Below are 17,790 nucleotides of genomic sequence, written 5' to 3'. Positions count from 1 at the left end.
GCTACAGCCCCAGCAGGTGGTCCAGGACCCGGCCGAAGACCAGGCGCCCGGACCGCGCCAGGACTGGATCGATCAGCGGACCGAGCGTCCGGGGCAGGCCAGCGACCGTCAGCTCCTCCGTCCAGACCGCCGCGCTGCCGCCGCCCACCGCCCGGACCCGCAGCTCGGCCCAGCCGTGCACCGGGTGGCCGCGCTTGACCAGCCGGCACCGCCCGTCCCGGCCGGGGCCGGGAACGACCAGCTCGGTGAGCTCCATCGGGTCGTCGAAACGGAACGGCCCGAGGGCCGTCCGGGCCAGGACGACGTCGCCCGCCTCCCGGCCGGAACCCCGGACCACGCGGACCCGGGTGAACGGCACCCGGTCCCCGTGCCGGGGCCAGGCCGTCAGCCGCTCCCAGCACTCGGCGGGCGGCAGCGGCGTACGGCGGATCAGGACGAAGCGGGCCACGGTCGCCACCCTAGGCCCTATCCAAGCCGCGCGGTGGCCCTAGCGGCGCCGCGGCAGGCCCCCCAGCAGGCCCGCCACCGCCGCCAGGTCGCCGCCCCCGTCGAGCAGCACCACCAGCGGCGGGTGCGCCGGCGAACCCAGCCGGGCGATCCCGCACGCCGTGGCCCCGAGTCCCGGCGGGGCGACCAGGGCGACCGGCGCGCGGGACTCCAGCAGCGGGCCGAGCACCGGGCGGTACGCGGCCGGGGGCGGGTCGTCCCCGGCGGGGCGCAGCACCCCGAGGGCCTGCGGGCCGGGCCAGTCGCGCGCGGCGCCGGGGTAGCGGGTGTGCGGGGCGTCGGGCGGGGGCAGCAGCAGGACCCAGCCCGCGCCCGGGTGGGCGGCCCGGCGCAGCACGTCCAGGCGCACCGCCGGGGCGGCCGGCTCGGTGCCCTCGGCGGCGCCGGCCGCCGGCTCGCCCAGCCGGGGCGCCGGCTGTCCGGCCAGGGTGGAGCGCAGCACCTCGGTGGTGCCCAGCCCGCTCGGCAGGTCGGGGAAGCTGCGCAGCAGGTGGGCGCTCTGGTCGAGGAGTTCGGCGGCGTCCCGGTCGGCGAGCAGGGCACGGTCGTGGGTGGTGGTGAGGACCAGCCCGCCGGTGGCGTCGTAGTGGGCGGCGAGCGTGATCGGGTACGAGGTGAGGGTGCCGGCCGGGGCCGGGCCCTCCACGTGGATGCCGTGCGCGGCCAGGTCGGTCTCCAGCCGCAGGTGGTGCGCCGCGGCGGGCTGGTGCTCCAGGACGACCAGGCTGTTCGGCCGCTGCCCGCGCGCGCCGGGCGTCCAGCGGTGGGCCTGGCCGGGGGAGACCCACTCGTACGCGGCGAGGTCGAGCACCCCGTCGCGCAGCGCCGCGAGCAGCTGCGGCACGGTGGTGCCCGGCTGCACCCGGACGGAGATCGGCAGCGGGTTGCGCAGGGCGCCGGGCAGCCGCTCGACGCCGTCCAGCGGGATGCCCCGGCCGGAGACGGTCACCGCGAAGCCGACCCGCACCGCGCGGGCCGGGCGGCGGGGCCGGTCCGTCTGCTCGGCGCGGTACAGCAGCAGCGCCCAGGCCGCCTGGAGGGCGCTGCTCTCGCCCGCGCCCCAGGCGGCCGCCCAGCCGCGCAGCCGGACCGCCTCGTACGGGGTGAGCCGGCGCCGGGCCCGGCCGCTGCCGCGCCGGCGCGGGTCGGGGGCGAGCGGCAGGACGGCGGTGGCGGGGGGCCGGGTGGACCAGAACTGCCGTGCCGCGTCGGTGCTCTGGCCGGACAGCCAGCGGGCGTGGTCGCGCAGGTCGGGGCGGCGCTGGCCGCCGGCCAGCACGCCGCCGGTCAGGTAGGCGCGGTAGAAGGACTGGAGCAGCAGCCGTACGCTCCAGCCGTCCAGCATCGCGTGGTGGTAGGTGAGCAGGACCCGGGTGGCGGGCCCCTCCCCGGCGTCCGGCGGCGCGTCGACGAGGGTGGCGCGCAGCAGGGCGGGGCGGCGCAGGTCGAAGCCGCGCCGGCGGTCGGCGGCGAGCAGGTCCTCCCACTCGGCGGCGCCGTGGCGGTGCCGGGTCACCTCGGGGACGGCGTGCTCGTGCAGCACCATCCAGGGGTCGTCGGGGCCGTGCTCGTCCCAGTCGAAGGCCGCGCGCAGCACCGTCTCGTGGTCGAAGACGGACTGCCAGGCCGCGGTGAAGCGCTCGGTGTCCAGCGGCCCGTGCCAGTTCCAGGACAGCTGCTCGACGTGCCGCCCGCCGGGCTCGGACTCCCCGATCACCTGGCGCAGCAGCTCCCGCTGGAGGGCGCTGGTGGGTACGGTGACCGGCTCCGGCGGGTGCGCCAGTGCTTCGCGCAGCTCCTCCAGCACCCCGGCGGCGCGGGCGAGCGGGCCTTGGGCGACGCCGACGAACAGCCGCCGCCCGCCGTCCGGTGCACCGCTCCCGGAGTCGTGGCGCCCGCCGTCCCCGGTGGCGTCGCGCGCCTCCTCGACCAGGACGGCCCGCAGCCGGGGGCCGTCGGCCAGGCTGCGCCCCAGTTCCACCAGCACCCGGTCGAGCCCGTCCGGGCCGTCCACCGTCCGCTGCCAGAGCAGGTCCGCCGCGGGCCCGGCGGGGTCGTCGGCGAGGACGCTGCGCAGCGCGGCGCGCAGCGCCTCCGGCGGGTATCGCTGGTGCAGCTCGACCAGGACGAACTCCGGTGTCCGGGAGGGCCGTTCGGGGGCCCGCCGGGGCCGGGGGGCGGCGCCGGCCAGCGCGGCGCGCACCGCCCCGGCGTCCAGCGGCCCGGGCGGACGGCCGGCGGGCAGGCAGGGCTCGGGCGCGGGAGCGCCGGCCACCAGCAAGGTGACGGGTGCGCTGGAGAACTGACGGTTCGTCATGGCTGATCAGCGGGCACCGGAGCCCTCATCCTTCCCGTGGCCGGCCGGGATCGCGCCGGGGTTACTGGGTGGCGAGCCCGCCGCAGACGTTCAGTGCCTGGGCGGTGATGCTGGCCGCGGTGGGGCTGGTGAGGTAGCCGGCCAGCGAGGCGACCTCCTCGGGCGTGGTGTAGCGGCCGAGCGGGATGTGCTGCTGGAAGTGCTGGTGGATGGTCTCGGGGGTGGTGTTGTAGGCGGTCGCGTACTCGTGGTGGATCCTGGTGGTGTGCGGGGTCTGGACGTACCCCGGGCAGATGGCGTTGACGGTGGTGCCGGTCGGCGCCAGCTCCTTGGCCAGCGCCCGGGTGAAGCCGATCACGGCGTGCTTGCTCGCGGTGTACGGGGCGCCCAGGGTGACGGCCTGCTTCCCGGCGGTGGACGCGATGTTGATGATCCGCGGGTGAGCGGTGCTGGTGATGTGGCCGTGTCGGAGGGTCTCCCGGGTGACCAGGAAGACCGCGTTCAGATTGGTGTCGATGACGTCGTACCAGAGGTCGTCGGTGGTGGTCGCGGTCGGCCCGCCGCCGGTGCGTCCGGCGTTGTTGACCAGGACGGTGATAGGGCCGTACTCGGCCACCGCGTGCCGGATCAGTTCGGCGACCTGGACGGGGTCGCGGACGTCGCAGGTGAGGCCGTCGGCCTGGTGGCCCTCGTCGCGCAGGGTGGCGAGGGCCTGGTCGATGTCCCGGGCGGTGCGGGCGCAGATGAAGACACGGTGGCCGCGGCTGCCGAGTTCGCGGGCGATGGCGAGGCCGATGCCGCGGGTACCGCCGGTGATCAGGGCGAGGGGTTTCTCGGGTGCGGTGGTCATGACGCGTCCTGTGGGTGAGGGCTGGGAGCTGGGAGAGGTCGGCGGGGACGGCCGTCCGGACGGGGCTCAGGCCGAGTACAGGTTGTAGGTGGTCGGGTGGGCCGTGGTGGGCGTGTTGAGGGTGGGGTCCAGGGTGAGGATCGCGTGCTGGAGGTGCTGGAGGTGCGGCGAGGGCTGGATGCCGAGCTCGGTGGTCAGCCGGTGCCGCAGGTGGTGGTAGGTGGTCAGGGCGCTGGTCTGCCGGCCGGCCCGGTAGAGCGCGACCATGGCCTGGGCGTGCAGGCCCTCGTGGTGCGGGTGCTGGTGGGTCAGGTGGGTGAGCTCGGGGATCAGCTCGTTGTGCCGGCCGAGCCGCAGGTCGGTGTCGATGCGGCGTTCCAGGGTGATCAGCCGGCTCTCCTCCAGGCGCATGATCTCGATGGTGAGGATCGGCCCGGGCCGGACGTCGACCAGGGCCGGGCCGTGCCAGAGCGCGAGGGCCTGGCGGAACTGGGTGGCGGCCTGGTGGTCCTGGCCGTGGTTGAAGGCGTGCTGGCCCTGGGTGGTCAGCAGGTTGTAGGTGTGGACGTCCAGGTTGTCCGGGTGGGTGGTGAGCTGGTAGCCGCCGTGCCGGGTGGTGAGGATGTCCTTGGCGGTGGCGTGCGGGGTCGGCCCGAGGGCCTGGGTGATCCGGCGGCGCAGCTGCAGGATGTACGTCTGCATCGTGGTGAGCGCCTGTCTTGGCGGGTCGTCGCCCCAGATCTCCTCGATCAGGGTGGCCGTGGGCAGGATCCGGTTCGGGTAGAGCGCGAGGAGGGCGAGGATCTGGCGCTGCTTGGCGGCGGTGGGGACGACGGAGATGCCGTTGAGGTCGGCGGTGAGGGGGCCGAGGACCCTGAGGTGCATGGCGGTTCTCCTCTCGTGCGGGTGAGTGGGGCTCGGAGGATCGTGAGCCCGTGGATTCGTGGGTCCGGTGAACTGTGCGCTGCTGGTGCGGAAGCGTGTTCGAATCAGGGGGATGGTGGGGTGGATGCGTCGCACCCTAGCGGCGCCACGGAGGGGCGGCCGGATTCCTCAAGTGCCCGTCGAGCGGGGTTCCGGGCGCTCTGGTGGGGGCTTCCGGGCAGCCGGAAGCGGCGGGGCGGCCCCCGAGGAGTGGGGGCCGCCCCGCCGTGCGCGGAACAGGGGGTGCTTCTTCCTGCCTCGTTGTTGTGGATCTGCGCGACCGGGTCGTTGGTCCGGCCCTGGGCGATGGTGATCGCGAAGTCCGGCTTGACGAAGGTCTGTTGGCTGCCCAGGGTGCCCTGCCAGGCGCCGAGGAGGTTTCTCGCTCTCCGGAGCCGGTACGCCCGTTTCCAGGTCAGGACGACGGAGCTGGGCGGAGAGGGGCGGCGGGTGGCCGGGCCGGCTCAGCTCCGGGCGGCTCCGCTGGGGGCGGTGCCGGGGGCCTCCGCCGGGGTGCGGCTCGGGGCGGCGTCACCGTCGGGCGTGCCGCTCCCGTTCGGGCCGTGCCCGTTCGCAGCGCCGTCGGGCGTGCTGCTCCCGTTCGCGCCGGGCCCGTCCCGGTCGGTGAGGGCGGCCGGCCCCGGGAGGTGCGCCTGGTGGTCCGGCGGGTAGAACTGCCGGGCCCAGTGCCGCATCGCGCCGATCGGCCCGTCGCCCGGGGCGAGCTTCGGCGGCGACATGTACCGCTTGGTGGACCAGATCGGGAAGTCGGCCGCGGTGAACTCCAGGTTGCGCTTGAACATCGGGCCCGCCAGCAGCCTGGTGACCGCCCGGCTGACTGTCCGGGCGACGACCGGCGGCAGTCCGGACGGCTCCGACATGACGAAGCGGCTCGCCTGCCGCAGCTGCATCCGGCCGGGAGCGACCTGGGTGGCCATGACCAGCGAGCAGATCTCCAGGCCCAGCGAGGGCGTGTGCACGTCGGTGTGCAGGGCGGTGAGGCCGTACCCGTCCACCTCGACCTGGACCTCGCGCAGGCCGAGCAGCGGGAAGGTCTCCCGGACCAGCATCGAGATGTGGAAGGTGGTGCCGTCGAACTCCACGGGCTTCACCAACTCGCCCTGCGGCCAACCGTGCAGGGTGACGAAGTGGCCCAGGTCGAAGGAGTTCTCCATGACGTCCTGGGCGTAGCCGGGCATCTCGAAGGAGGTGTACCGCAGGGGCTGCCGCCCGTCGTCGATCCGGTGCCAGGCGGGGATCTCCCAGTCCGGCTCCCGGCCGTCGTGGTGGCGCCAGACGAAGACGGCCTCGTTCACCTCGCGCACCGGCAGCGGCGTCAGTGCCGCCTTGGGCGGCGGGGTGCCGTACCCGGTGCGCACGCAGCGGCCCTCGGCGTCGAAGGCGAAGCGGTGGAAGGGGCAGACCAGGTGGTCGCCCTCGACCGCGGCCAGGCCGAGGTGGGCGCCGAGGTGCGGGCAGTACGGGCGGATCGCGCGGAGGCGGCCGTTGCGCAGCCGGTACAGCACGACGTCCTCGCCCGCGAGTTGGCGGGTGAGGACGGTGCCGGGCCTGAGCTCGGCGGAGAAGGCGAGTGCGGACCAGCCGTCGGGGTAGGGCAGTGCCGGTGGCAGGGCGACATCGGCCGCGGTCGGGCGGCTGCTGACGGGGTGGACGTGCTTGGACACGCGCATGAAGAAGTCTCCTGTCGGTCTGTCCGGCGCCGCCCCTCCCAGGCGATTAGCGCTCGAACAGAATGGATTTCCGATGCTAGCCATGGAACGGGAGCCCGTGCACGGACAATCTCCCTAACTCACAACAAGTCTGATGATCCGTCGGGTAGACCGGTTCAAGGATTCGACAGGTCCCAGCCAATCGCCCGGCCCCGGGGCCACGGGGGTATTCGGGCAGGTCGGCGCGGCCTCGACGCCCGAGCGGGGCCGAAGGGGGGTCGGCGGGGCGGCGGGCCGCATCCGGGGCGGAACAGGGCCGCCCGGCCCGGACGATATTCGTACGGGCCCGTACCGTGGGGCGATCGGCGACGGCGACGGATTCCGCGGTCCCGGCGTGACGGGAATGCGGATCCGGCCGACCGACGCGGTTCCCCCCGATTTCCCCTCGGCCCTTTGCGGACGCACCGCGCGGTGATTGCCCCACGCGGTCGAGGAGGGGTCGAGAGGTGCTGGAAAGGGCTTTCTGCCGGGGGTGGGGTGTGTTGTGGTGGGTGGCAGGGGAGCCCTGGCCGCGGACGGCTCGACGGCCGTGGGTGGGCGGAGCGCCGCTGGTCGGTGACGTACCGGTGGCGTAGACGCTCGCGCATGGAACTGAGAGCGGCGGCTATGGATCGCCGGGCCAGGGGGGATTTGAATTGGTGCCACGACGACGAACCGATCGGGCGCAACCGGCGCCTCCGAAGGACCGGTCGTCGGTGATTCCTCCGAGTCTTGGAATGAGGGTGTGTGTGATGGCTGGTGTGGTGGATCTCGCGGTCGAGTCCGGTGTCGTGCTGGTGGTCGGTGGGACGGGGAAGACGGGTCGCCGGGTGGCGGACCGGCTGACGGCCCTGGGGTACGGGGTGCGGGTGGGGTCGCGGTCGGGTGCGGTGCCGTTCGACTGGCACGACGAGGGGACGTGGGAGGGGGCGTTGGAGGGTGTGAGTGCGGCGTATCTGACGTACTACCCGGATCTGGCGTTCCCGGGTGCGGTGGAGGCGGTGGGGGCGTTCTCGCGGTTGGCGGCGGAGCGCGGGGTGGGGCGGCTGGTGCTGCTGTCGGGGCGCGGTGAGGAGGCCGCGGAGGCGGGGGAGAAGGCGGTGATGGAGTCGGGGGCCGCGTGGACGGTGGTGCGGTGCGCGTGGTTCAACCAGAACTTCAGTGAGTCGTTCTTCCTGGAGCCGGTGCTGGCGGGGGAGTTGGCGCTGCCGGTGGGTGGTGCGGTGGAGCCGTTCGTGGACGCGGAGGACATCGCGGACGTGGCGGTGGCGGCGTTGACGGAGGCGGGGCACGCGGGGGAGGTGTACGAGCTGACGGGGCCGCGGCTGCTGTCGTTCTCGGACGTGGCGGTGGAGCTGTCGGCGGCGACGGGGCGTGAGGTGCGGTTCGAGGCGGTGTCGGAGGAGTCGTACCGGGGGGTGCTGGAGGCGGCGGGGCTGCCGGCGGACTTCGCGGAGCTGTTCTCGGTGATCCTGGACGGCCGCAACGCGTCGCTGGGCGACGGGGTGCGGCGGGCGTTGGGCCGTGAGCCGCGGGACTTCGCCGACTACGCCCGCGAGGCCGCCGCCTCGGGCGTGTGGAACGCGTGAGCCGACCCGTCCGGGGCGGCTCCGACCGCCCGTCTCCGGGCGGGCGCTGGTAGGGAATCCGAACGGACACTGGAGGTCTGGTCATGACGGACGGCACAACGGTCTGGTCGACGGAGCAGGGGCTGCGCGCCCTGCCCGAGCAGCTCAAGGGCTTCGGCCTGATGCACGTCGCGATGCGCCGGGACGCGGCACGGCTGACCGCCGCCGCGCAGCGCGGCTCGGCGGGCTCCGCCGCGGCGCTCGCGGAGTGGTTCGGGCGGCTGCGCTCGGTGATCGACTGGCACCACCACAGCGAGGACGAGATCCTCTGGCCGTACCTGCGTGGCCGGGTGGCGGGCTTCGACGGCAGCGGGGTCCTGGAGGAGGACCACGAGGCGCTGGACGCCTCGATGCGCCGGGTCGCCGGGGTGCTCGGCTCCGGACTGCGCGCCGAACTCCCGGAGGCCGCCCGGGCGTTCGAGAGCCTGGTGCGCGAGCACCTGCGGCACGAGGAGCCGGTGGTCTTCCCGGCGCTGGCCGGCCTGTCGGTGGACGAGTACCTGCGGGTCGAGCGCCGGATCATCGGGAGCGCGCCGACCCAGGTGATGACCTACCTCCAGCCCTGGATGTTCGACGGCGCGGACGCGGCCTCGGTCCGGGCGGTCTCGGCGACCATCCCGGCCCCGGTACGGCTGCTCGGGCGGACGGTCCTGGACCGGCGGTACCGGCGCGGGCTGGGCGCGGTGCTCTGAGCCGGCCTCTTCGCCGTGTTCGCCGGGGCGGTGAGGTGCGCCGGCCCCGGCCGGCCCCGGCCGGGCGCGGCACCGCCGGGTGCTGCAAGTGCCCTGCCGGGGGCCGGGGTTCCGGTTGTCGCGGTTCCGTTGCGCGGCGCGCCGCACGGTGGGCGGTGTCGAGAGTTCCACGTTCGTCGGCGCCGCACTCCGCGGGGCCGGAAGATTGAGAGGGTCCTGGGATGCGTTCGGATCAGACCGCGGTTCCGCTGTCGTACACGGCGCCGTCGGCCATCGGGAGTGCGGGGGTGGGGAGTTCGGTGCGGGCTGTCGGACAGAGCAAGGCCGCGGGGCCGCTGCTGGTGGGTTCCACCGTGGCGATGGGCCTGATGGCGGGGCTGTTCTTCGCCTTCGACGTGTCGGTGATGCCGGGCCTGGCGGCCGGGGACGACCGGACCTACGTCACGGCGATGCAGCACATCAACAAGTCGATCGAGAACGGGCTGTTCGGCCTGGTCTTCGTCGGGGCCTTCGCGGCGACCGGCCTGGCGGCCTGGCTGCTGCACAAGGCCGGCCGGCGCCAGGCGGCGCTCTGGGCGGGCCTGGCGACGGCGCTGTACGTGGTGGCGCTGATCGTCACCATGGGTGTCAATATCCCGCTGAACAACGAGCTGGCGGCGGCCGGCGACCCGTCGCAGATCCACGACTTCGCCGCCGTGCGGGCCAAGTTCGCGGACAGCTGGGTGCCGGTCAACATGCTCCGCACCGCGCTCTGCACCGGCGGTCTGCTCGCGCTGACCCGCTCCCTGGTGCTGCACGGCCGCGGCGGCCGCTGAGCCCCGGCCCGCCCGGTTCCGCGCAGCGCCGCCGTGCCCGTCCGCCTCGTGCGGGCGGGCACACGCGCGTTCCGGGGCCGTGCGCCCGCCGTCGTGGCCGGGCTGCCGGGGCCGGCCCGGTGCGCTGGGGCGTGCGCCGGTGCGCCGGTCCGGTGCGTTCTCCCAATTCACTTGGTGAGACACCGAGTTGGCGAACCGGTCCGATGTGGTGGAGCATAGGCCGGGCCCGGTCCGTTGCGGTGCGCTTGCGCCGCGGCCGAGCACCGTACAGCTGCTGGGGAGGAGGCGGTTCCGGTGACTCCGGTGGAACGTCCGTTTCTGGTGCGGGGGAAGGCGGTACCCCTGGCCAGATATCTGGCGGAGGAGGCCATCGAGGGCCTGGTGGCCTGCTCGTGCATCGGGAACGAAGTCTGCATCGACCTCGCGGACACCAGGATCCTGGTGAGCCTGGTCGACGTCGCCGACGTGCTGCGGCTCAACTTCCACATGGTCCAGGACGGCCCGGCCAAGCCCCGCTCGTGGTCGCGACGGCTGCCCGCCGGCACCGGCCCGCGCGAGACCGCGTCCCGGATAGCGCTGGACGTGCGGGCCCTGGAACGCGAACTGGCGCCCTTGCGCCGGCGTCCGCCCCGGCCGGTGCCGGGGGCGGCGCAGCACCGCCCCGGCTGAGCCGGGACGGGCGGCGAGGGCGACACGGACGACGAGGACCGGCCCGGGTCCGGCAGCGGGGGCGCTGCCGGACCCGGGCTCCGTGTTGTTCCTGTTGTTTCGGTGAATCAACAAACGTTCAAAAGACGGCAGTTGACCGCCTGAATCCGGAGCAGAGTCTCCCACTTGTCGCGCGTAGAAACGTTCTTCCGCCGTACGTCTGGCCGTTGCCCGACGCGACCGGTAGGGATCTGGTGGCACTGCTAGAACCTCAGCGCCCCACTTTCCCATCCGTGGTCACAACCGCCGGGCCGCGCGCCCGGACGGTGGTCAGGAGTCAGCCTCATGCGGAGCACCCCGAACCCCCGGATCAACCCGAGAGCGCCGCGGTTCCGGCGCCGGACGCTCGCGGCGGCCTCCGCCGCGGCCGTGGTGGCGGCGCTGGTGGCGCTGCCCGGCGGCGTGGCGCAGGCCGCGTCGCCCGACATCGTGATCAGCCAGGTGTACGGCGGTGGCGGCAACTCCGGCGCCCCGTACGCCAACGACTTCGTCGAGCTGTACAACCGCGGCACCGCGCCGGTGTCCGTCACCGGCTGGACGGTGCAGTACGCCTCGGCCGCCGGGGGGAGCTGGTCGCGGACCACCCTCTCCGGGACGATCGCGCCCGGCCGCTACTTCCTCGTCCAGGAGGCCGCCGGAGCCGGTACGGGCGCCGCGCTGCCGACGCCGGACGCCACCGGCACGATCGCCATGTCCGCGACCTCCGGAAAGGTCGCCCTCGTCACCAACGGCACGGCGCTGACCTGCACTTCGGGCTGCGCGAGCCAGTCCGGGGTGAAGGACCTGGTCGGCTACGGCAGCGGCGCGAGCTCCGCCGAGGGGACGCCGACCGGCAACCTGTCGAACTCCACCGCCGCCCTGCGCACCGGCGGCGGCGCCACCGACACCGACAACAACGCGGCGGACTTCGCGATCACCGCGCCCGTGCCGCGCAACTCCTCCTCCACCGGCACCGGCGGCAACCCCACCGGCACCCGCATCCACGACATCCAGGGCGCCGCCCGCACCTCCCCGCTGGCGGGCAGCGCGGTCAGCGCCGTGCCCGGTGTGGTGACGGCCGTCGGCCCCAACGGCTTCTGGTACCAGGACCCGCAGCCCGACAACGACCCCGGCACCAGCGAGGGCATCTACGTCTACACCGCCGGCGCGCCCTCGGTCGCGGTCGGCGACTCGGTGACGGTGAACGCCACCGTCACCCAGTACCGCCCGGGCGGCACCGGCGGCACCACCAACCTGTCGATCACCGAACTGACCGCGCCCACCGTCACCGTGGTCGCCCACAACGTCGCGCTGCCCGCCGCCACCGTGGTCGGCCAGGGCGGGCGGGTGCCCCCGTCCGCGGTCATCTCCAGCGTCACCTCCGGCGACGTCGAGGCGGCCGGGAACTTCCAGCCCGGCACCGACGGCCTGGACTTCTGGAGGTCGCTGGAGGGCATGCGGGTCGAGATCGACAACGCGGCCGTGGTCGGCCCGACCAACAAGTACGGCGAGCTCGCCGTCGTCCCGCCGGGCAGCACCACCCGCACCAACCGGGGCGGCATCCTGCTCCAGGCGAACGACGGCAACCCGGAGCGGGTCGTCCTCGGGAAGGCGCTCGCGCCCACCCCGACCGCCAACGTCGGCGACACCCTGACCGGCGCCACCGTCGGCGTGCTCGACTACGCCTTCGGCAACTTCACCCTCCAGGTCACCGCGACCCCGGCGGTCACCTCCGGCGGCATCGCGCCCGAGACCACCGCCGCACCGACGGCCGGGCAGCTCGCCGCGGCCACCTTCAACGTGGAGAACCTCGCCCCCTCCGACCCGCAGAGCAAGTTCGACGGCCTCGCGGCGGGCATCGTGACCAACCTGCGCTCGCCCGACCTGGTCGCCCTCGAGGAGATCCAGGACAACAGCGGCGCCACCGACGACGGCACGGTCAGCGCCACCCAGACCCTGGCCAAGCTCACCGCGGCCATCACCGCGGCCGGCGGCCCCTCCTACTCCTACCGCGAGATCGACCCGGTGGACGGCCAGGACGGCGGGCAGCCCGGCGGCAACATCCGCCAGGTGTTCCTGTTCCGCACCGACCGCGGCCTCTCCTTCACCGACCGCCCCGGCGCCGGATCCACCACCGCCGACTCCGTGGTGAACGCGGGCGGCACACCGCAGCTCGCCTACTCGCCCGGGCGGATCGACCCGACCAACTCGGCGTTCAACTCCAGCCGCAAGCCGCTGGCCGGCGAGTTCCGCTGGAACGGCAAGCCGGTCTTCGTGATCGCCAACCACTTCAACTCCAAGGGCGGCGACCAGCCCCTCTTCGGCCGCTACCAGCCGCCGGCCCACCCCTCGGAGACCCAGCGCCACGCCCAGGCGACGGCGGTGAAGGGCTTCACCGACCAGATCCTGGCCGTGGACCCGAACGCCTCGGTCATCGTGCTCGGCGACCTCAACGACTTCGAGTTCTCGCAGACCGCCGACATCCTCACCGCCGGCGGCTCGCTCACCGACCTGCCGCGCACCCTGCCGCTGCCCGAGCGCTACACCTACGTGTACGAGGGCAACTCGCAGGTGCTGGACCACATCCTGATCTCCGGCGCGCTCGCGGCCACGTCGTACAGCTACGACATCGTGCACATCAACAGCGAGTTCAGCACGCAGCTCAGCGACCACGACCCGCAGGTGGTGCGCATCCCGCTGCCGTAACGGCCGAGGCCGACGGTGCCGGTCTCCCCGTTTCTGGGGAGGCCGGCACCGGTGGTCCGGTGGTCCGTCGTCCGATCGCCCTGACCGTCACAGCCGTCCGGCGTAGTCCGGCAGCCGCAGGTCCGAGTGGGCGGCCCGGGCCGTCCGGGCACTCGGCGTCGCCAGCTCGCTCGCGGCGGATTCCGGATCGCGCACCACGGCGTTGCGGGCCTCCAACTGCTCCCGTGTCCTCGGCGCCACCGACGTGCCGCCTCCGGTGGCCAGCGCCTGGTTGCGCTCGGCGAAGGGGCGCATCCGGCGCTCGTAGGCCGCGAAGGCGGCGGTGTGGTCGGAGCGCGCGGCCAGTTCGCCGGCCAGGACGTACGCGCCGACCAGGGCGAGGCTGGACCCCTGGCCGGACAGGAACGACGTGGCGTGCGCGGCGTCGCCCGCGAGGACCACCCGCCCGTGCGACCAGCTGGGCAGGTGGATCTGGCTGACGACGTCGAAGAAGAGGTCCTCGGCGTCCCGCATCGCCGCCACCAGGCGCGGCAGGTGCCAGACCCGCTCCGGGAACCGCGCGGCGACCAGCTCGCGCTGGGCCCGCGGATCGCGGAAGGCCTCGAAGGGCGGGTCGTCGCGGGTGAAGGTGAGGAAGCCGTGGAGCCGGTCGGCGGGTTCGTGCGCGTTGAGGACCGCGCCGCGGCCGACGTCGTTCCAGACGACGGCCTCGCGGACGAGGCCGAACTCGTTCGGGAGCGTGAAGCCGGCGAAGACGTGCCCGAGGTAGCGGTGGAAGGCCTCCTCGGGGCCGAGGACCAGCCGGCGGGTGTTCGAGTGCAGGCCGTCCGCGCCGACCACGAGGTCGAAGCTGCGGCTGGCGCCGCTGTCGAACCGCACGTGGACGGCCTCCCCGTCGTCCTCCAGCGCGGCGATCGAGTCCTCGAAGAGGAACTCGACCCGGCCGCGCAGCGGCTCCTGGAGGGCGTCGGCCAGGTCGCCGCGCCGGACCTCCAGGTCGTGGCCGGCCGCGCCGCCGGTCAGCTGTTCCGGGCGCAGCGAGCCGACGGTCCGCCCGACGGAATCAACGAAGGTGATCCGCTGGCTGTCGACGTGGGCGGCGCGCAGGCGCGGCAGCAGCCCCATGCGCTCCACGACCTCGCGGGCGGGCCCGCGGACGTCGATGGCGTAGCCGCCCCCGCGCACGGCGGCGGCCTTCTCGACGACGGTCACCTCGAATCCGTACCGGTCGAGCCAGTACGCGAGCGCGGGCCCCGCGATGCTGGCCCCGGAGACGAGGACGCGACGGGCGGGGCGTGACACGGTGTTCATGGCCTCTCACTTCCTTCCCGGCGGGCATCCCCGCCGGCACGTCGGTGGTACGCACCTGGACGAGCGGAAAGATACGTACCTCAGGTATCTTTATGGAGGTCACACGTCGCCCTCGCGGGCGGTGGCCACCCCCCACGATACAGATACCTAACTTAGGTATGCAAATGGAGGTGCCATGCCCGCCGCGGCTCCTGAGCCCGTCGAGGACCCCGGGTTCCCCGAGGCGTCCGACCCCCTCAAGGCTTCCGATTCCCCCGAGACCCGCGAACCGGGGGAGCCGCGGCCCGACCTCCTCGCCGCGCTGACCCGGATCTCCCGGCTCAGCGCCGCCCTCACCCGGGGCCGCCTCGTCGAACGCGCCGTCGAGGAGGCGGGCCTGGGGCGCGACCGGCCCGCGGTGGGCGTGCTCGTCACCCTGCGCACGGCCGACGGACCCCTGCGGATCGGCGAGATCGCCGACCGCATGCAGGTCGTCGGCCCGCACATCACCCGCCAGGTCCAGATCCTGGAGAAGCACGGCCTCGCCCGCCGCATCCCCGACCCGTACGACGCCCGGGCCCGCCTCATCGAACCCACCGAGGCCGGCGCCGAGGCCGTCAACCGCTACCTCGCCTTCCTGCTCGGCTGGTTCACCGACGCCCTCGGCGACTGGCCCCGGCAGGACCGAGACGACCTCGTCCGGCTCCTCGCCCGCTTCGCCGACGATGTGACGACCCGCCTCGCCAGGCTCGACGAGGAGGAGTAGGGGCGGGCCGCGCTGGCAGGGGCGAACGCGCCGCCGCCGTCCCGCCCCTGTCGACCAGCGGGCGGGACGGCGGCATCCTGTCGTGTTAGCGCCTCCCGGCGCGTTCCGGCGCCTTTAACGCGCTTAGCGCGTCACCGTCCAGGACAGGCTCGCGGTCAGCTTCGCGCGCAGTGCCGGGTCCGCGACGGCCGGGGTCGGGTCGGTGGCGACCGCGGTGAGCACGTGCGGCCGGGAGCGCGGCCCGGTCAGCTTGAGCCCGTCCAGGTCCAGTGCGGTGCGGCCGCCCAGCCGGGGCAGCTCCTTCCCGTCCAGGTACCAGCGCAGCCGGGTGCCGGCCACCGGCAGATCGACGGTGAGGCGGTCCGCGGCGGTGAGCCGACTGCCGTTCGCGGTGGGGCTGGTGAGCGGCGTGGCGTGGCGGTAGAAGCCCGCGATCATCGCCTCGCGCCCGGGCAGGTTGAACTCCCGTCCGAGCGAGCGCATGATCGAGTTCTCGGTCGGCCGGTAGAGCCCGGTCGGGTAGTAGCCGCCGCCCTCGTACGCGCCGACCGTGCCGCCGTCCGGCGAGGCCTGGCCCAGCCAGCGCGACCACTTGGTGCCCTGCTGCCGCATCCGGTCGGCGGTCAGGGTGCTGATATTGGCCTCGGTGGGCTCACTGCCCTGGTACGTCCCCTGGCCGTCGTACGCGTACTCGTCGGCCAGCTTGCCCAGCGAGTGCCCGGTCTCGTGCACCGCGATCTGCCCGGACCTCGCGTTGCCGCCCGCCACGGTGGCGATCCCCTCGTAGCCGAGCGGGGACTTGACGTCGTTGTAGCCGGCACCGCCGTACTTCGCGCTGTTGGCCACCACGAGCACCAGGTCCGCCTGCGGGGCCTTCGCCGCGTACGACTCGACCGCCTTCTCGTCCACGCAGAGCAGCCGCTCCACGCCGTCGCACCAGAAGTACGAGCCCAGCGCGGTGTGCCGCACCGTCCCCTGGTCCGGATCCCCGGTCACCCCGGACTCCGGCGATATCGCGGACACCGCCCAGACGTTGAACAGCGCGCGGTAGCTGGCGTAGGGCTCCACGGCGGTCATCTCGCGCCACTTCTGGGCCGCGTCCGCGCGGAACTTGTCCTGCTCCTGCGCGGTGTACCCGTCGCCGATCACCACCACGTCCAGCTTGGCGGCCGGCTCCCCGTTGCGGACCAGCGCCGTCACGTCGCCGTCGCCCCGCATCGGGGCCACGCCCTGGGCGCGGTCAGCGAGATAGGGGGAGACGGCCGGGGCCTGGGCCCGGGAGATGCCGCCGTCCTCGGCGGACACCTCCACCTGACGTGTCGACGGCTTGTCGCCCGCCGGACGGTTGTCGCCCGCCGGACGGGCCCCGGCGGGCGCGGCCCCCAGCACCGCACCGGCGAGTACGGTGGCGAGCAGGGCGGTGGCGGTTCTGACGGTGGTGCGGTGCACGGGGGTCCTCCCGGAGGGAACGGTCTGTGGCCTGCTCCCTTCCCATGGCGATAACCTGACAATCCTGCGTCAGTGCAAGCCGATTCCCGAACCCTCCGGTCACGCACCGGCCCGGGCCGGCCCGAAGGACAGGCGGCCGACCACCGCACAGGCCGCGACGGTGCTCAACCAGGCCAGTACGGCGACGGTGATCGTCACGGGGAACGACCACTGGAACGCCCCGATGAGGACGAGGGAACCGGCGAACGACCCGACGGTGAACACGATGCTCCCGACCTGCACCACGTCCCTGAGACCCTCCCGGGACCGGTGCAGACCGTGGACGACCGCCGCACTGCCGACGCTGATCAGCAGCGCCACCCCGAGGACGGGCAGCCAGGGCAGCTGAGGCTTCACCGCCCGGTGGCCGCGGTACGAGATCTGCACGACCTCGCCCTTCCAGACCCCCACGTCGATCGCAGTACCGACCTCCACGTCCTGGAAGAAGGGCTCGCCCACGTCGTACTCGTCGCCGCCCGCGGTCTCGCGCGCGACGACCAACTTGTACGAACTGAGGTCGTTCTCCCGGTCGGTGTCCACCTTCTTCTTCACGACCCGCCCGCTCTCCAGCCGCAGGCAGTCCGCACTCGCCCCGGCCGCCGACGTCCCGCACGCCGGGGCCGTCCGGTACGCCACCGTCACGTCGTACGTGCGCACGAAGAGAAGGAACCCGGCCACGACGGGCACCAGCCCCGCCAGCACGATCAGCACCCGCCCCGCCGCCCGGAGCCGCGCCGCCCGCCTGCCCGGCTTGATGACCGGCCCCGTCCCGACACCCATCGCGCCCTCACCCACCCCACGACACCTGCCCGTTGCAGCCGGTGCTGGTTCCCGGCCGCGGACCGCATAATGCCAGGGAGCACCGGCGGGCGCCTCCGGGATGCCGGATCGACCGGGGCGCCGGAGTAGTGGGCTTCGAGCCCGTGTACGTCGAGCTTGACTGGTACGACGGTCCGCGCAAGGGGCTCACCACCGTCGACGGCGTATCCCACTAATTCCAGTGCCGCGATGCCGACTTCACCGTCGCCCCGACCTCTACCACGCATGGCCCGCGGACGAGCGCGCGATCGCCATGGAACGTGAACAGTGGGCCGCCTACGTCGAGGGGCGTGAGGCTCCGGCGCCTGTACGGGGCCGCGAGTTCGGACGGATAGCGCGATGAGCCGGAAGCACGTGAAGTGCCCGGCTCATTCGCGCTTTTAGTCTTCGTGCGGTGCGTGCTCTTCTTCTCTTCCCAGGGCCCGGGTTTCCGGCTCGGATTGACGGACTGGTGTCCATTTTTCCGAATCCCGGGTCTCGTTTTCTCTTCTTCAGCTTGTTTTTTGTGTGTTAGGGGAAGATGTTTTGGCCGGGGGTGAGGGTGTGGGTGGGGTCGTAGGTGTTTTTGGCGTTGGTGAGGGTGGTCCAGTGG

15 protein-coding genes are annotated in these 17,790 nt (G+C 73.6%); 6 read left to right on the top strand and 9 right to left on the bottom strand.

Translation table 11 applies throughout. The features are described 5' to 3' along the window. Position 1 precedes the first annotated feature (1 nt). From ACFVXH_RS28360 to ACFVXH_RS28340, 5 genes are all read right to left on the bottom strand, one after another. The gene (locus ACFVXH_RS28360) at positions 2-448 is read right to left on the bottom strand and encodes an SRPBCC family protein (RefSeq protein WP_387828428.1); all 447 of its coding nucleotides are present in this window, start codon (positions 446-448) and stop codon (positions 2-4) included. Between the two features lie 39 nt (positions 449-487). Then, on the bottom strand, positions 488-2,824 hold the full coding sequence (locus ACFVXH_RS28355; RefSeq protein ID WP_387828425.1) for a condensation domain-containing protein: 2,337 nt from the start codon (positions 2,822-2,824) through the stop codon (positions 488-490). 61 nt (positions 2,825-2,885) lie between these two features. After that, the gene (locus tag ACFVXH_RS28350; protein ID WP_387828422.1) at positions 2,886-3,674 is read right to left on the bottom strand and encodes an SDR family NAD(P)-dependent oxidoreductase; all 789 of its coding nucleotides are present in this window, start codon (positions 3,672-3,674) and stop codon (positions 2,886-2,888) included. Between the two features lie 66 nt (positions 3,675-3,740). Continuing rightward, on the bottom strand, positions 3,741-4,559 hold the full coding sequence (locus ACFVXH_RS28345; protein ID WP_049653285.1) for an AfsR/SARP family transcriptional regulator: 819 nt from the start codon (positions 4,557-4,559) through the stop codon (positions 3,741-3,743). Positions 4,560-5,062: 503 nt separating this feature from the next. Then, positions 5,063-6,289: a Rieske 2Fe-2S domain-containing protein gene (locus tag ACFVXH_RS28340; protein WP_387828418.1), complete on the bottom strand. Its 1,227-nt coding sequence runs from the start codon at positions 6,287-6,289 to the stop codon at positions 5,063-5,065. A gap of 770 nt (positions 6,290-7,059) precedes the next feature. Between ACFVXH_RS28340 and ACFVXH_RS28335 the strand changes: the two genes are divergently transcribed. The 5 genes from ACFVXH_RS28335 (at position 7,060) to ACFVXH_RS28315 (ending at position 12,835) form a co-directional block, all read left to right on the top strand. After that, on the top strand, positions 7,060-7,896 hold the full coding sequence (locus ACFVXH_RS28335; RefSeq protein WP_181970918.1) for an NmrA family transcriptional regulator: 837 nt from the start codon (positions 7,060-7,062) through the stop codon (positions 7,894-7,896). 83 nt (positions 7,897-7,979) lie between these two features. After that, positions 7,980-8,627 carry a hemerythrin domain-containing protein gene (locus ACFVXH_RS28330; RefSeq protein WP_387828416.1) on the top strand — a complete coding sequence of 216 codons (648 nt, stop codon included), beginning with the start codon at positions 7,980-7,982 and terminating at the stop codon, positions 8,625-8,627. A gap of 299 nt (positions 8,628-8,926) precedes the next feature. Beyond that, positions 8,927-9,442, top strand: a complete 516-nt coding sequence (locus ACFVXH_RS28325) for a DUF1772 domain-containing protein (protein ID WP_380782852.1) — start codon at positions 8,927-8,929, stop codon at positions 9,440-9,442. A gap of 303 nt (positions 9,443-9,745) precedes the next feature. Continuing rightward, on the top strand, positions 9,746-10,111 hold the full coding sequence (locus ACFVXH_RS28320; RefSeq protein WP_143204557.1) for a hypothetical protein: 366 nt from the start codon (positions 9,746-9,748) through the stop codon (positions 10,109-10,111). Between the two features lie 324 nt (positions 10,112-10,435). Continuing rightward, positions 10,436-12,835, top strand: coding sequence for a lamin tail domain-containing protein (locus ACFVXH_RS28315; RefSeq protein ID WP_387828414.1), 2,400 nt, complete (start codon positions 10,436-10,438; stop codon positions 12,833-12,835). Between the two features lie 87 nt (positions 12,836-12,922). On the opposite strand, the gene ACFVXH_RS28310 is transcribed toward ACFVXH_RS28315, so the two are convergent. Next, complete coding sequence (locus ACFVXH_RS28310; RefSeq protein ID WP_387828412.1) at positions 12,923-14,146, bottom strand: FAD-dependent monooxygenase; 1,224 nt, start codon at positions 14,144-14,146, stop codon at positions 12,923-12,925. Positions 14,147-14,321: 175 nt separating this feature from the next. Here ACFVXH_RS28310 and ACFVXH_RS28305 point away from each other — a divergent pair, with 175 nt between their 5' ends. Further along, on the top strand, positions 14,322-14,891 hold the full coding sequence (locus tag ACFVXH_RS28305; protein WP_387828410.1) for a MarR family winged helix-turn-helix transcriptional regulator: 570 nt from the start codon (positions 14,322-14,324) through the stop codon (positions 14,889-14,891). Between the two features lie 123 nt (positions 14,892-15,014). Here ACFVXH_RS28305 and ACFVXH_RS28300 read toward each other — a convergent pair whose 3' ends face one another. The 3 genes from ACFVXH_RS28300 to ACFVXH_RS28290 all read right to left on the bottom strand — a co-directional run. Continuing rightward, entirely contained in the window at positions 15,015-16,340 is a 1,326-nt protein-coding gene (locus ACFVXH_RS28300; RefSeq protein WP_387828407.1) for a M64 family metallopeptidase, read from the bottom strand. Positions 16,341-16,439: 99 nt separating this feature from the next. Continuing rightward, on the bottom strand, positions 16,440-17,159 hold the full coding sequence (locus ACFVXH_RS28295) for a hypothetical protein (RefSeq protein ID WP_387828404.1): 720 nt from the start codon (positions 17,157-17,159) through the stop codon (positions 16,440-16,442). A 549-nt stretch (positions 17,160-17,708) separates the two neighbouring features. Continuing rightward, positions 17,709-17,790: hypothetical protein (locus tag ACFVXH_RS28290; RefSeq protein ID WP_375873872.1), on the bottom strand; the 82-nt coding region annotated here is incomplete at its 5' end.

It is taken from the genome of Kitasatospora sp. NPDC058184 (assembly GCF_042883725.1).
Classification (GTDB): domain Bacteria; phylum Actinomycetota; class Actinomycetes; order Streptomycetales; family Streptomycetaceae; genus Kitasatospora.
The sequence above is the reverse complement of the archived record's forward strand: the minus strand, read 5'-3'. Positions and strand labels throughout refer to the sequence as shown.